Annotated in this window: 12 protein-coding genes; 7 read left to right on the top strand and 5 right to left on the bottom strand. The window is 40.2% G+C overall.

Features of this window, described 5'->3' with window-relative positions:
- Positions 1–14 precede the first annotated feature (14 nt).
- Positions 15–170, bottom strand: coding sequence for a DUF1540 domain-containing protein (locus tag SporoP8_RS06105; protein WP_085131684.1), 156 nt, complete (start codon positions 168–170; stop codon positions 15–17).
- Positions 171–265: 95 nt separating this feature from the next.
- Between SporoP8_RS06105 and SporoP8_RS06100 the strand changes: the two genes are divergently transcribed.
- The gene (locus tag SporoP8_RS06100) at positions 266–1582 is read left to right on the top strand and encodes a cytochrome P450 (protein WP_085131683.1); all 1317 of its coding nucleotides are present in this window, start codon (positions 266–268) and stop codon (positions 1580–1582) included.
- A gap of 49 nt (positions 1583–1631) precedes the next feature.
- Here SporoP8_RS06100 and SporoP8_RS06095 read toward each other — a convergent pair whose 3' ends face one another.
- The 3 genes from SporoP8_RS06095 to SporoP8_RS06085 all read right to left on the bottom strand — a co-directional run bounded on the left by SporoP8_RS06095 (position 1632) and on the right by SporoP8_RS06085 (position 5273).
- A complete protein-coding gene (locus SporoP8_RS06095; protein WP_085131682.1) occupies positions 1632–3365 on the bottom strand; it encodes an AAA family ATPase in 1734 nt (577 codons plus the stop codon).
- Between the two features lie 296 nt (positions 3366–3661).
- A complete protein-coding gene (locus SporoP8_RS06090) occupies positions 3662–4114 on the bottom strand; it encodes a GDYXXLXY domain-containing protein (RefSeq protein ID WP_232319224.1) in 453 nt (150 codons plus the stop codon).
- 76 nt (positions 4115–4190) lie between these two features.
- Positions 4191–5273, bottom strand: a complete 1083-nt coding sequence (locus SporoP8_RS06085; protein ID WP_085131680.1) for a DUF2157 domain-containing protein — start codon at positions 5271–5273, stop codon at positions 4191–4193.
- 244 nt (positions 5274–5517) lie between these two features.
- On the opposite strand from SporoP8_RS06085, the gene efeO reads away from it, so the two are divergent.
- From efeO to SporoP8_RS16730, 6 genes are all read left to right on the top strand, one after another.
- Entirely contained in the window at positions 5518–6366 is an 849-nt protein-coding gene (efeO, locus tag SporoP8_RS06080) for an iron uptake system protein EfeO (RefSeq protein WP_085131679.1), read from the top strand.
- A gap of 4 nt (positions 6367–6370) precedes the next feature.
- Entirely contained in the window at positions 6371–7648 is a 1278-nt protein-coding gene (gene efeB / locus SporoP8_RS06075) for an iron uptake transporter deferrochelatase/peroxidase subunit (RefSeq protein WP_085131678.1), read from the top strand.
- Complete coding sequence (locus SporoP8_RS06070; protein WP_232319223.1) at positions 7623–9371, top strand: FTR1 family iron permease; 1749 nt, start codon at positions 7623–7625, stop codon at positions 9369–9371. Before efeB ends, SporoP8_RS06070 begins: the two co-directional genes overlap by 26 nt.
- Before the next feature lie 307 nt (positions 9372–9678).
- Positions 9679–11493 (top strand): assimilatory sulfite reductase (NADPH) flavoprotein subunit, encoded by a 1815-nt coding sequence (locus SporoP8_RS06065; RefSeq protein WP_085133568.1) that lies wholly within the window; start codon positions 9679–9681, stop codon positions 11491–11493.
- Between the two features lie 23 nt (positions 11494–11516).
- Positions 11517–13241, top strand: coding sequence for an assimilatory sulfite reductase (NADPH) hemoprotein subunit (gene cysI, locus SporoP8_RS06060; RefSeq protein WP_085131677.1), 1725 nt, complete (start codon positions 11517–11519; stop codon positions 13239–13241).
- 330 nt (positions 13242–13571) lie between these two features.
- Entirely contained in the window at positions 13572–14279 is a 708-nt protein-coding gene (locus SporoP8_RS16730) for a ferritin-like domain-containing protein (protein ID WP_232319222.1), read from the top strand.
- A 639-nt stretch (positions 14280–14918) separates the two neighbouring features.
- Here SporoP8_RS16730 and SporoP8_RS16840 read toward each other — a convergent pair.
- Positions 14919–15041 (bottom strand): hypothetical protein, encoded by a 123-nt coding sequence (locus SporoP8_RS16840; protein WP_269747688.1) that lies wholly within the window; start codon positions 15039–15041, stop codon positions 14919–14921.
- Positions 15042–15056 lie beyond the last annotated feature (15 nt).

The following is a 15056-nucleotide window of genomic DNA, read 5'->3' as shown; positions in this document are numbered from 1 at the left end:
TGCTGCGTAGCGGATCATCCTTTTGGAAGGAACGTACCACAATCTGTTTCGGCTGAGTCTTTTGCTTTTTTACCTTTTCGAGAGATCACTTTGATTTCATCTGCACCACATTGATTACCCGATTCCCAAAAATGACAGTTCGTTACTTCACATAATACGTCTTTTGCCAATTGACCCACCTCCTTTTTACTAGCATATCCAGAAATACTGCATACATACAGGAGATGGAGAAGTAATACATTATGATAATTTTGGAGGAGAGTTCATGGTCACTGTACAAGATATTGCGACACCACGATTACAGAACTATTTGGAATTCGTACGTGATCCGATTGCTTTCTTTATGCGAGTAGAGCCGCTTGGTGATGTGATTTCATTGAAGACGGGCATTTCCCCAACATTTGTGGTCAACAGTCCTGAAGCTATTCGGGAAATCTTGATTCGTCAAGATCAGTCATTTATTAAAGGACGAACAACGACCGTGTTGCAAAGAACAGTGGGAGAAGGTCTACTGACGACGGAAGGTGAGCGGCATGCGAAGCAGAAGAAATATATTCAACCAGCGTTTTATAAAGAGGTACTGGAACGCTATGCCTATTCCATCATTGACGAAACGGAGAAGTTAGTCGATCGACTTGAACATGAAGAGGAAGTAGATATACACACGGTTATGATGCGGTTGACATTATCAATCATTACACGAACAATGTTTTCGACAGATGTCTCGGCAGAAGAGAAAGAGCTTGCGGACGCCGTCACGACAACGATTGAGCAAAGTATCAAAATTTTATTTAGTCCTGTGATGATTCCAGCTTCTGTTCCGACTAAAGCCAATTTGAAGCATAAGGAAGCAATCCAGACACTTGAAGCAATGATTAGCGATGTGTTAATTGCTGCAAAAGAGCACCCTGGGTGGTTTAAAGATTCCTTGCTGGGCTTGATGATGGCGGTGACAGACGAGGATGGAAACAAATTGTCAGATAAAGAAGTGCGTGATCAGATGATGACGATGTTGCTTGCGGGACATGAAACAACAGCGAACTTATTGGGCTGGTTATTTGCTGAAATTGCGGGGCACTCAAAAGTAGAGAAACGTTTGTTGGTCGAATTGAATACTGCGGACATGACAGGGAGTCCATTTAATTGGATGCGGGAATTACCATATACACAGCAAGTTATTGAAGAAGGCTTGCGTCTTTATCCACCTGCTTGGTTGATTTATCGCGAACTTAACGAACCTGTTGAGATGTTTGGAAGAACTTTCAAAAAGGGAAGCACGTTTATGATCTGTCCGTATGCGGTTCATCGAAATGAAGAGGTGTTCCCGAATCCTGGTGCATTTGACCCGGATCGGTTTGCAGCAGGTAATAAGTATGCGCCATTTAGTTATTTTCCATTTGGTGGCGGTTCCCGCAGTTGCATCGGTTCGCGATTTGCGATGCTCGAAGCGACATTGATCATATCGGTACTTTATAAGAAGTTTATATTCCGTAATGTGCGACCACATGCGCCCGTTCCGGAACCGTTGATTTCATTGCGAATCAAAGATGGATGGCCTATGAAGTTAGAGAAGCGCCTTTAACCAACGCAAAACAAAAACAGCGATCATCCAGATGATCGCTGTTTTGCTATCAGATAAATACTACCGCATCTTTAGAAGTCGATAACTCGACGATGCGCTGTACTTCATCACCTTCAAGTGTTTCTTCTTTATATAGTGCATTGACTAACTCTTCAAATTGATATGCATGCTCTTTAATGAGCATTTCTGTTTTTTTTGCAGCTTGGTTAAATAGCATTTGCATTTTTTCTTCTTTTTCCGCTTTATTGAAGAGTAAAGAAAATCCTTCTTGGAACAAACCCGTATTCACCATACGCTCAAGAATATCCTTGGCCTGTTCCACATCGCCTCCAACGCCGATACTATGCTCACCCAAATATAGACGCTCTGCAATGCCACCTGCTAGGATCATACTGACTTGGTCGAGCAATTCGCTAGCTGTAGATAAATGCAATTCCTTTTGAATTGGGGCTACATAACCGAGTGCTTGACCTCTTGGAATAATGGTTGCTTTTCTAACCGAACCTGGCTTTGTAAGAGCAGCGACGATGGCGTGTCCGGATTCATGAATGGCTACACGACGCTTCGTTTCTTGGTCGCTTAATGTGCGTGCTGTATTTCCAAGGATTGTCCGGTCAATTGCAAAATCCAAATCATGCTTCTCGATTAATTTCCGACCTTCGCGAATGGCACGGCGGCTGGCTGTTTCGAACAAGCTGCTTATTTCTGCACCAGAAAAACCTGACGTGCTGTCTGCAAGTGTATCGAGAGACGCTGCTACATTAGGAGCCAACGTTTTGCCGTTTGTGTGGATATCGATAATTTCGCGACGTCCTTTTGTATCTGGCAATTGAACGTGAAACGTAAAGTCGATACGTCCTGGACGTAAGAAGGCATCATCCAGCATATCTTTTCGATTCGTAGCTGCAATGAATAACACACCGTCATTATCATTACCACCGTCAAGTTGAACAAGTAGTTCGGTTAACGTCTTTTCCGATTCTTCTCCACCATGTTCTTTTCTCTTTCCAGCCAATGCATCTACTTCGTCTATGAAGATAACAGCAGGGCGTTGTTTGCGGGCATTTTCAAAAAGTGTACGTACCCGTGAAGCTCCAACACCTACAAATAATTCTGTAAAGGCTGCTCCGCTAGAAGAATAAAAAGTAGCTCCTATTTCTTTTGCGATAGCTTGAGCTAGTAATGTTTTACCTGTTCCCGGAGGTCCATATAGTAAAATACCTTGAGGCAATGCAATGCCCATTTCATTTGCAACTTCAGGGTTTTTGAATACTTCTAACGTTTGGAGGATTTCTTCTTTCATTTCTTGAGGGATTCCACCAATATTGTCCATTGTAATATCAGGAAGAGGAGTCGCTTTTGACGCTTGATGCTTCATAGCCGACGCACCAATATTGAGCTTGCCTTTTTTATGCAGAATGAAAAGTGTCAAAAGAGCTGCCAGGACAAGCCCACCAAAAATCCAGCTACCCATCGAACTTGCTGCTTTATATTGATAAGTTACATTATATTTCTGTACCAAGTCATCCACTAATGTACTCTGTGGACGCACCATCGTGCTGTATGTTGTGTTATCTATAATGATTGATAATTTACCTTTGGCTGTTTCGTTTAATAAGACACTAGCATCTGATTGTTCACCAATCAGTTTTTCCATCTGGGCAAAAGAAACTTCTTTTCCCCCAGTGGATTGTAAATAGTTCCAAGTGGCACCTGCAGCAATGGCCATGACAAAGAGGACTACGACAAAAATTTTTGATGCTAATTTTGAAATAGGCTTCAAGTTCAGCTCCAGCTCCTTTAGTGAATTACTTAAATTATACGTAAAAGTAGGAGTTTTGAATAGTATATAAACAGAATAAATAGTTACAAATTCAAGTCTTTGTGAGAAAATGCCTAAAAACAAGCGATATCGTGATACTATCATGTATTTCTTGAGAATGAACTATATGAACTGCCCTACATCCAACAGTCGATTTCTCACTATCTTCAAAAATAATACTAAACTAAAAAGCCGTTGCTAGAAATCGTGTATTCCACGACCTCCAGCAACGGCTTCCGCTACTTTGATAAAGTGACCTATTTAGGTCGTACATCTTCTAACACAGCAAAGCCATCACGAACTTTTATATCTGCGAGCAATTGACCTTTGCGTGATAAATCCTCTAACTGCATACCCGTATTCTCAGCTACATAGAAACGATCGGGAAGGAAGTTTGCGAAATACATTTGATTTTCATCGATACTGTGTTCGCCGTAATAATACATATCTCCTTTTAAAAATAGACCGTCACTTGGTTTCTTATGTGTAACGGTCTTCAACCCGTATAAATTTCCTTCATCTTGTTCTAAAACGGCATATACCGTCAATTTACCAGTATCATGTTTGGAGAATTCTTTAATAAGCGCCGGATCAAGTCTTTCTTTGGAGAATTCTTCAATCGCAAATTGGAGACTAACATAATCACCATAAAGAATGTCGCGCGGATCGACAGGTACTGTTTCCAATGTGATGGTTTTACCTGTATTCATTGTATATAAAGGCTTCCAAGTCATCGCTAGGAGAAGGATAATTGGGACTATTAAAGCAACAAGAAATAGATTCCGTTTATTCTTCATGACGTTTCACCGTCTCTCGTCTTGATTTTTCAAACCAGAATCCAAAGCCAATCAACAGCAAACCGCCTACGATGAAAAACAATGACTTTGGCATGAAGTCATATGTGATATCCGTGTAATAACGGTAGATTAACGCACACGTGATCAAAATAGCAGGTAAACTGTCTTTCTTTAGAAGATAAATCAATAAGATAATGAATACAGCGGTGAAGATATAAGGTACAGCATCACCAAATCGTAAATCATTCCATATGAACGGGAAAGTCAGCATAATACCCGTAATTCCAAATAGTACGGAACCCGTCCAAGAGGACTCTGTACGATAATGTTGAAAAGGTGCGAGTGCAAGAAGTACGCCTAATACAAAGACAATCAATACGGAAATCCATTCCTCAATATGGAAGAATTCTAGCATATTGACGATAAAAGCCGCACTAAGCAATACATTCATAACAAACAATGAGCTTTTTCTTCCGAATCGTGTTTCATTCATCCAAAATAGTAGAGGAATCAATAGTAGCAACCAGAAAGGACCAAAGCTTCCAACTTCATAGGCAGAGAAAGCACTAAAACTGTAGATAATAAAGAATGCACTTGCAAACACAGCGAGCAATTGATCTTTTAAATAATAGGCAAGTGGCAAGATTCCGATACCCCATAATAGGAAATCTGTATATACGGTATGTTGTAAATGAAAGCTCTGACCAATTAGAAATATCCCGGCTCCAAAAATGGCAGCTCCTATATAATGCATACTGCGGGACGTTCTTTCGTAATTGCTTTCAAGCTTGTATCCTGCGATGTATGCCAAGATCATGCCAACGACAATTAATCCAAACTTAAAGAAAGGCGTTAGTCCAGCCCAGTTACCTGCGATAAAACTCAGTATGCCTATCCCCACTAATATAGCCCCAAAAGCCAGCAAGATTCTCACGAAATTAGTGCCACCCTTAGATTCATATAGCGAGAGCATTTCGTTGACATCTGCTTCTTTCATTTTGCCTTGCTGTTGTAGAAAAGAAAACTCTTGTTGCAAGAAAGTGAATTGTTGCTTACTAACTGTTCTTTTCATACTAATTCCCTCCTTTCATAATAGTTACTAAGTAGACTGATTAATACATTATATGTTACAGAATATCAAGGATGAAAATATCCTAACAGGAATTATCTAGTTAAATATAGTATCTCGTATATTTTCTAAAAATACAATAAATACTAGAAAGATACATATTTCTCCTTTAATTTCCTATTGACATTCACTTGAGAACGATTATCATTGATAACAGAAAACTAAACTTTGGAAGGTAGGAATAAATATGAAACAAAAAATAGTAACAGCTTTCGTTTTAACAACAGGAATTTTACTATCAGGTTGTGGAGCAGCTGAAGAATCTACGGGAAAAGCACCAGCAGCAACTGAAGAAGTCGACTTAACTGTTGAAACAGATGCGTATAAAGAGTTTGCGCTTGAACAAATGGATGAATTCGTTATGGGCACAGAAAAATTCGTCACAGCTGTTAAAGCGGGAGATATAGAAGAAGCAAAGAAAATCTATCCTCTTGCTAGAATGTATTTTGAACGCTCTGAACCGATTGCAGAAAGCTTTGGGGACTTAGATCCACGAATCGATGCACGCCTTGCAGATGTTCAAGAAGAGGGGCAAGGAGAAGAAGAATGGTCTGGCTATCATAAAATCGAGTACGGTCTATGGATGGAGAATACAACCGAAGGGTACGCAGATGTTGCGGATCAATTACTTAAGGATGCAAAGGAACTGCGTGCACGAGTAGAAACAGTTGAAGTATCACCTGACTTGATGATCACGGGAGCAGTCGATTTACTGAATGAAGTTTCTACTTCTAAAATAACTGGTGAAGAAGAAATTTATTCTCACACCGATCTATATGATTTTAAAGCAAATATTGAAGGTGCAGAAAAAATCTATGAAATTCTAAAGGATAAGATGGCAGAGAAAAATCAGCAACTAGTCGATGAACTTGAAACTAAATTCCGAACAATCAATAGTCTACTTGCTGAATATGAAGATGGAAATGGCGGCTATATATCGTATGAAGAACTAACAAAAGAAGATACAAAATCGCTATCAGAAGCGGTAAATCAATTAGGTGAACCATTAAGTATGATGGGCATCGTAACGGAGTGATACTATGACGGACCAAACGGAAGAGAAATTCTATGAAAAGAAAATTTCACGTCGTCAAATGCTGAAGTATACAGGAGCAGGTGCAGCAGGTGTAGCGATCGGAGCATCAGGTCTTGGCAGTGTTCTCAAAGTATTCGGAATGGTAGAGGAAGAAGATAATCCACTCTCAAAAAACAAGATTAATTTCTATGGAAAGCACCAATCCGGAATTGCGACTGAATGCCAAAGTTATGTATATTTTGCTTCGTTAAATGTCTTGGTACATTCACAACAAGAATTAATGGATCTATTTAAAACGTGGACTCCCATTGCTGTTCGCATGATGAATGGTGAACAGATTGATGGTCAGACTTCTAATATGCTCATTCCGGCAAAAGATACAGGAGAAGCAGTCGGATTGGATGCTTCCAATTTAACGTTGACGTTTGGTGTAGGTCCGTCACTATTTGAAAAAGAATCTATAGGCTTAGCATCAAAAAAGCCTTCTGAACTGAAAGATTTGCCGCACTTCCCGAAAGATCAACTAGATCCAACTTATACGGGTGGAGATATTTGTATTCAAGCCTGTGCAGATGATCCGCAAGTTGCGTTCCATGCAGTTCGAAACTTAGTGCGTATAGCTTCAGGGAAAGTGTCATTAAAATGGACACAAGCAGGTTTTAATTCCTATCCAATGAAAGGGAAGAAAAAAGAAACACCAAGAAATTTATTTGCATTTAAAGATGGTTCAGTTAATCCTAATGGATCTAAAGAAGCTGAAATGAATGAAGTCGCTTGGATAGCTGCTGGTCAATCAAAAAGTTGGATGACCAATGGTACGTACATGGCTGTCCGTCGAGTTCAGATGCATTTAGAAACATGGGACAGAACAGCTTTGCGGGAACAAGAAGCTACATTTGGCCGTCATCGTGATACGGGGGCGCCAATAGGTAAAGAAAAAGAAACGGACGAAGTAGACTTGGATGAAAAAGATGCAAATGGTGAGTATGTTATCTCCCAAACTTCCCATGTGCGGTTGGCTAAGAAATCCAAAAAGAAAATTTTACGTCGATCATTCTCCTATAGTTCGGGCGTTATGGATTCAACAGGTACATTTGATGCAGGTTTATTGTTCATCTCGTTCCAAAAAGATCCCGAACAATTTATCGCAATCCAAAATAGTTTTGGTCGTGAAGATAAATTAAATGAATATATTACTCATCGCGGCAGTGCGCTATTCGCCTGCTTCCCTGGGATTCAAAAGGGAGGCTTTATCGGTGACTCACTCTTCTCAATTATATAAATGGATTGCAGTTATGTTAATCGTTCTATTCATGCCAATCCGTCCAGCGTTCGCTGAAACGGAAACAAATTATAGTGACCTCTATATTTCCATTAGTGATTCGATTATGCAAACTAAGAAATCGAACGATGCAGAAGCACTGACATCTTTACGAGAATTCGAAACGATTTGGCAACAACAGAATCTGGAGAGTTCGCGGTACACGAAAGAAATCGATAAAACGTTAAAAAAAGCAATACAAGCTGACTCGGAAACACGCGGAGTGTTATTGAGTTCATTATCTAAAGCAGTACATGAATTGGAAATGTCAGAAAATCCAGTTGACGAACAAGCGGAACGTGAGAAGTTTGGAAAAGCGATGGAATCGTCGCTCGCGGACTTGCGATTATCAATTGAGTCGGGTTCACTTGAAGAAATCGAACAAGCCAATCAACAGTTCATTTCTACTTGGACACGCAATGAACGTCCAGTGCGAGAGCAAAGTATTTCAGCGTATGGTGCAATTGAAACGGCTATGGCATTCATGAGAATCACGTTGGCGGAGGAAGAACCTGACCTTAATATGTTGCGGACACAATTTGATGAATTAACTGTCACGGTAGATCAGTTTGTCGAGGGGACGTTGAAAGAGACAGCGACTGAAGACTATTCTTTGACCACATTGATTGCACTGTTAGATGAAAGCACAGACTTCTTACAAAATGGAGAGCTTGATAACGCGAAGAAATCATTGAGTGAGTTCATTAAAATTTGGCCGAATATAGAAGGGGAAGTGCGTACGAAAAATGCCTCTCTTTATACAGAGCTTGAAAATGAACTACCTTTGATGATTGGACAATTGTCAAATAGTGGTTATGATCTTAAAAATGCCGATCGTCAGTTACAAAATTTCAAACAACAGATTGCCTTACTGCAAACAAATGATAGTTTCAGTTTTTGGGACTCTGCACTGATTTTATTACGTGAAGGTCTCGAAGCATTGCTGATTATTATGGCACTATTATCATTCTTAACTAGTGCTAATCAACAAGCTATGCGTAAATGGGTGTTTGTTGGAGCAAGTGCTGGCATGATGCTTAGTATGGTAGTAGCGATCATGATGTCCACGGTATTGCAATCTCTCACGATTGGTAATGACCGTGAAATAATGGAAGGTTATGTTGGACTAGTAGCTGCTGCACTAATGATTGGTGTCGGCATTTGGATGCATCAAAAATCTAATATCGCCTCGTGGAATCGATATATATCTAAGCAAATGGGTCAAGCAATTTCAAAAGGTAGTGTATTCGCCATGGCATCGGTCAGTTTCCTTTCTGTATTTAGAGAAGGTGCGGAAACGATTGTCTTCTATGCAGGAATTGCGCCGAAAATGTCTACTCTGGAATTTGTGATGGGGATATTGCTAGCTATTATCATATTGGCGATCGTTGCGGTCGTCTTCATGAAGCTCAGCCATCGTATTCCGATCCATCGCTTCTTTGCAGTAGCGACGATTTTGATCTACGTACTGGCTTTCAAGATTATTGGTGTCAGTCTGCATACGTTGCAGTTGACGAACGTGATCAACACAACGGTACAACCCAGATTGCCGATAATTGACTTAATTGGTTTTTATCCGACCTATGAAACGATTATGGCACAACTCGGTTTACTAATCCTCATCTTAGTAGCTGCTTGGATACGAAGAACAGGTAAGCACACTAACGTAAAACTATCGAATTAACTAAACGAGAATGTCCTAGAAGTTACTTCACTTCAACAGGGCATTCTTTTTTACGTATATCTAAGTTCAAAGTTTATGTTTGATAGATGTAGTAGTTTAACTAGTGAGTACGTAGGGAACACGTCTCTTGCGAAGCACAAATCACTACTCGGAAACTGTCAATTCATTCTATATTAAATACCTACTTGACTAATAGGAATAATCATAATACAATGAAACCATCTTAAAAAAGTTGTCAGTTTAGTCAGATTTTCTACAACATTAAGCCATAATAAAAATACAATAAGAGGTTGCGAGGGTGATGAATATGGCGTTACAAGTATCGAACAGTCCTTTTAGTGAAGAACAAGTAGAATTGCTCAATCGTTTATTACCGAACATTACAGAAACACAGCAAAGTTGGTTGAGTGGTTATTTAACAGCTGTCAGTTCAGCTTCAGTACCATCGGCTGGCGTCGCTGTGTTAGAACGTCCCGCCATCGAAGTTCCGACAGCGATAAAAGAAATAACTGTTCTTTACGGATCACAAACAGGTAACGGACAGGGAATAGCAGAACGAGCAGCTGCCAAGTTAAAAGAACAATCTTTTAATGTAACAATCCAGTCCATGAATGATTTTAAACCAAATAATCTGAAGAAAATTGAAAACCTATTGCTGGTCATCAGTACACATGGAGAAGGAGATCCACCTGACACAGCTTTACCATTCTTTGAGTTCTTGCATGGTAAACGTGCGCCAAAACTAGATCATCTTCATTATTCTGTATTGGCACTGGGCGATAGCTCGTACGAATTTTTCTGTAAGACAGGTGCTGATTTTGATCAGAAACTAGCCGAACTCGGTGCTATTCAGTTAGCACCGCGTGTAGAGTGTGATTTGGATTATGATGAGCCTGCAGCACAGTGGTTAGCGGCAGTGGAAGTCTCATTGGAAATTCATACGGGGGGCCAATCAGCGGCAGCTAGTGTAGAAGTTGAAGCTTCATCCTCCACTCAGTACTCACGCACAAATCCATTTAAAGCAGAAGTACTTGAAAATATTAACCTAAACGGTCGAGGTTCAAATAAAGAGACGCGTCATATAGAAATTTCATTGGAAGGTTCTGGATTGACATATAAACCAGGAGATAGTGTAGGGATTTTTCCAACAAATAATTCCGACTTAGTCGATAAGATTATTAGTCTAGGTAATTGGAATGCAGAAGAAACGGTTGAAATCAACTCGCAAGGAGAACGCCGTGCTTTACGTATTGCTTTACTGAATCACTTAGAGATTACCGTAGTAACTAAACCGCTACTTGAAAAACTATCTACTTACTCCAAGTCGGAAGAGTTGAAACGAATTGTAAATAAAGAAAATGCGGATGAACTACGTGCGTATGTTGATGGACGGGATGTATACGATGCATTAACGGACTTCGGACCAGTAGAAGCTTCAGAACAACAACTGGTGGGGATTCTTCGTAAATTGCCCGCGAGATTATATTCAATTGCTAGTAGCCTAGAAGCGAATCCTGAAGAAGTCCATCTGACAATTGGTGTTGTTCGTTACGAAGCGCATGGCCGCGATAGACAAGGCGTTTGCTCTATCCAATGTGCAGAAAACCTTGAACCGGGAGATACATTACCCATCTATATTCATAAAAATGATAATTTCCGTTTGCCTGCTAATTTGGAAACACCCATCATTATGATAGGGCCAGGGACGGGTATCGCGCCATTCCGTTCATTCATTGAAGAACGTAGTGAAACAGGAGCGGAAGGAAAGTCTTGGTTGTTCTTTGGAGATCAGCATTATGTGACCGATTTTTATTATCAGACTGAGTGGCAAAATTACGTGAAGGATGGCATGTTAACACGTCTCGATGTAGCTTTTTCACGTGATACGGATGAAAAAGTATATGTGCAGCATCGTATGAAACAAGCGAGTCGAGAACTGTATCAATGGATTGAAGAAGGTGCAGTGATTTATGTATGCGGTGATGAACAGAACATGGCAAAAGACGTCCACGCGACTTTGCTGGAAATCCTTCAGCAAGAAGGCGATAAATCACTTGAAGAAGCCGAACAATTCATAACACAGTTAGTTCAAGAAAAACGCTATCAGAGAGACGTCTATTAAGTAATTTGAAGGGGAGTGGAAGCGTGTCTTCAACAACAAAACCGATCCATATACAAGATGGAGCACCGAGTGATGTAGAAGAAATTAAAATTGAAAGTGATTACTTGCGAGGAAATCTCATTGAAACGATGAATGATTCTATCAGTTCAGGAATTCCAGATGATGATAACCGTCTGATGAAGTTCCACGGCAGTTATTTGCAGGATGACCGAGATCTGCGGGTCGAGCGACAGCGTCAAAAGCTAGAGCCAGCCTATCAGTTCATGATCCGCGTGCGGACACCAGCTGGCTTCGCTACGCCAAAACAATGGCTTGTTATGGATAAATTGGCACATAAATATGGTAATGGCACATTAAAATTAACGACACGCCAAGCGTTCCAAATGCACGGTATTTTAAAATGGAATATGAAAAAGAATATCCAGGAAATGAATGATGCATTACTGGATTCCATCGCAGCTTGTGGTGATGTCAACCGAAACGTCATGTGCAGCCCAAATCCGAATCAGTCATCGGTTCACACGGAAGTCTATGAGTGGTCGAAGCGATTAAGCTTAGACTTATTGCCACAAACAACGGCTTATCATGAAATTTGGTTGGATGAGGAAAAGGTTGTGGATACAGCAGGGGAAGAGGTGGAACCTATATATGGTGCTACGTACTTACCGAGAAAGTTCAAGATTGGTATTGCAGTTCCTCCAATGAATGATATCGATGTATTCTCCCAAGATATTGGATTGATTGCTATAGTAGAAGACAAAAAACTAGTCGGTTTTAACGTGGCAGTTGGTGGCGGTATGGGAATGGCACATGGCGACGAGCAGACCTATCCTCAGTTAGGCCGTCTAATTGGATTCATACCTACAGATCAAGTGGTAGAAGTAGCGAAGCATTTGATGATGATCCAACGTGATAACGGAAATCGCTCTGTACGAAAGTATGCGCGATTCAAGTACACGATTGATTCTCGTGGACTTGATTGGTTAATTGAAGAACTTCATAGTCGTCTTGGCTGGGAATTAGAAGAATCACGCCCTTATCACTTCGATCATAATGGCGATCGCTATGGTTGGATACCAGCTGAAAATGAACACTGGAATTATACATTCTTCATTGAAAACGGTCGCGTGCGTGATACGGAAAACTATAAACTGATGACCGCACTTCGTGAAATTGCAGAAATCCACACAGGTGATTTCCGTTTGAGTCCGAATCAAAACTTAGTATTAGGTGATGTAGCGGCTTCAAATAAAGAGAATATAGAAGAAATCATTGCGAAGTATGGATTAGAGTCATCAGCTGAGCAGTCAGCATTACGTAGAAACTCCATGGCATGTGTGTCGCTGCCGACATGTGGGTTGGCGATGGCAGAAGCAGAGCGATATCTACCTTCATTGATCACGAAAATCGAAGGCTTGTTAGATGAAGCAGGGCTTGGAGATGAAGAAATCGTGACGCGTATGACGGGTTGTCCAAATGGCTGTGCACGTCCAGCGATTGCAGAGCTCGGATTCATTGGTAAAGGACCAGGCAAGTATAATATGTACTTAGGTGGCGGTTTTTCGGGGCAACGCCTGAGTAAGATCTACCGTGAGAATATTGGTGAAGAAGAGATATTAGGTGAATTAGGACCTATATTAAAGCGTTATGCGAAAGAACGCAATGATGGGGAACACTTTGGTGACTTTGTAATTCGTGCTGGCATTGTGGAAGAAACTACCGACGGAACGAATTTCCATACGGTGTGATTAAATAAGTAGGGCAGCTAGGGTGAAAACTAGCTGTTTTTTTTATGTAATGAAATATTGTGTAGAAGTGAATTGTACATATATGGTTGATTAAGGAGAGAGTTTAGAATTCTTGTTCTCGATAAACGATTTTATGTAATATTGCATTTAGTAAGATGGTTATCGATATTATTATTATGGTGCTGTGCTGGCATTGTTATGGGTGCTGTAATATTAGGTAATTTGGGTATTAACGGTATTGAGGTACCTTTAGAATAGATGGGCTACTAGTAACCAATTCATAATTTACCCCATACGATAAGAATGAAAATATATATAAGGGGGACAATTGTGTACTATTTAGGGAACAGTATATATCAAGGATACGATCCAGAAGCATTACAAAAGTCATTAGCATTGATGTTTGAGGCGGTTCAAGGAGAAAAGGAAGACCGGCTTTTTTATGAGTACTTAATATCTGTTGCTCCCACACAGGAAGATAAAGAAATAATTTCATCCATTCGAGATGATGAGATTAGACATAATTTAATGTTTAAGAAAATGTATAAAGATTTTACTGGTCAAGAAGTAATGGACGTAACTGCAGAGGATTTTAAGAAACCAGCTTCCTATATAGAAGGAATTCAGCAAGCCCTTTTTGGCGAGTTAAAAGCAGTAGAAAAGTATAGAGAAATACGAAAAGGTCTACCGGATCGTCAAAATCGAGACATAGTATTTGATATATTAACTGATGAACTTAAGCATGCCGCAAAGTACAATTTTCTTTACACTGAAAATCGTACGAATAGTCATGTGCAAAATGAATCAAATATAGAAAAAACTCCTGACGATTGGATTAGGTACACAGAGTTTTTAGTCGAAGAAGCACAAGAAGATGTGAAAAGGGGTATCAATTTAACACATGTTTTTCAAGAGTTTATCTTGATGGGGGTACTTGTGGGCAAAGGGTATTCTCCTAAGCAAGCGTATGAAACTGTGGAATCTTGGGAGCGAACAGGAGAATCTCAATTGTTACAGGAGAGTAAGAAAATTCCATGAAATTTCTTCTTGGAAAACGAACGACCATGTATGCTTAGTTGAAGAACCGGCTACCTTTACATGGTAGCTATTTCATATTTAGTAATACTTCTGTAAACACTTTTAAGTTATTAATTTTATAGATCTATTTGCGGGGTTCAGCTATCGGGCGGGTTTGCGTAACATGATTTATTTGTAATTACTAAGTTAATCTTCGCTACAGCAGGTGATTTTGGGAGGATCAGTGGTTCACCGCCCGCCCATAGCACACGCGTCCGGCTGCAACACAGATTAACGAGTTTAAACCACTATCCCATCTAAGGGTGCGTTTGGACATAAGAAATCCAAAGGAGGCTGAGACATAACTATCTCACCGCGTTTCCCTGCACTCCGAAAGGCACGCTTTCCGAGGGGCGTGGCTTGAGCCGCTTCCTTCGCTTTGCTACGTCCAGGGTCTCAAGACGCACGCTGATCCCTCAGGAGTCGGCCTTTCTCCGTTCCGGTACATTCTGATACTCTAAAAAATATTTGCTGATAGAACAGAAAAAAGCGTAAAGGACTCATTCCCCTTACGTTTTTTCTGTTCTGTCCCAACCTCTTTTTTTTTGCTTTTCGACATACAATAATAAATATGAAAAGAGCAAACATAAAACCAATAAGTTACTGACTAGTCACCGCTTCTGCAACAGTGAAATCATTTAATATAGCGAGATTAATAATAGTAGAGACTGTACCGTAACAACTCGCTGCGAAGATAGCCATAAGTGGATAAATCCAGTTCATCAAAATAACTTACAT

The organism is Sporosarcina ureae (assembly GCF_002101375.1).
Lineage (GTDB): Bacteria > Bacillota > Bacilli > Bacillales_A > Planococcaceae > Sporosarcina > Sporosarcina ureae_B.
The sequence above is the reverse complement of the archived record's forward strand: the minus strand, read 5'-3'. Positions and strand labels throughout refer to the sequence as shown.

Excerpts from the sequence above, each read along its gene's own strand:
- SporoP8_RS06100 (WP_085131683.1), top strand. The coding sequence starts at position 266 with ATGGTCACTGTACAAGATATTGCGACACCACGATTACAGAACTATTTG.
- efeO (WP_085131679.1), top strand. The coding sequence starts at position 5,518 with ATGAAACAAAAAATAGTAACAGCTTTCGTTTTAACAACAGGAATTTTA.
- SporoP8_RS16840 (WP_269747688.1), bottom strand. The coding sequence starts at position 15,041 with ATGAACTGGATTTATCCACTTATGGCTATCTTCGCAGCGAGTTGTTAC.
- SporoP8_RS06090 (WP_232319224.1), bottom strand. The coding sequence starts at position 4,114 with ATGAATACAGGTAAAACCATCACATTGGAAACAGTACCTGTCGATCCG.
- SporoP8_RS06085 (WP_085131680.1), bottom strand. The coding sequence starts at position 5,273 with ATGAAAAGAACAGTTAGTAAGCAACAATTCACTTTCTTGCAACAAGAG.
- efeB (WP_085131678.1), top strand. The coding sequence starts at position 6,371 with ATGACGGACCAAACGGAAGAGAAATTCTATGAAAAGAAAATTTCACGT.
- SporoP8_RS06065 (WP_085133568.1), top strand. The coding sequence starts at position 9,679 with ATGGCGTTACAAGTATCGAACAGTCCTTTTAGTGAAGAACAAGTAGAA.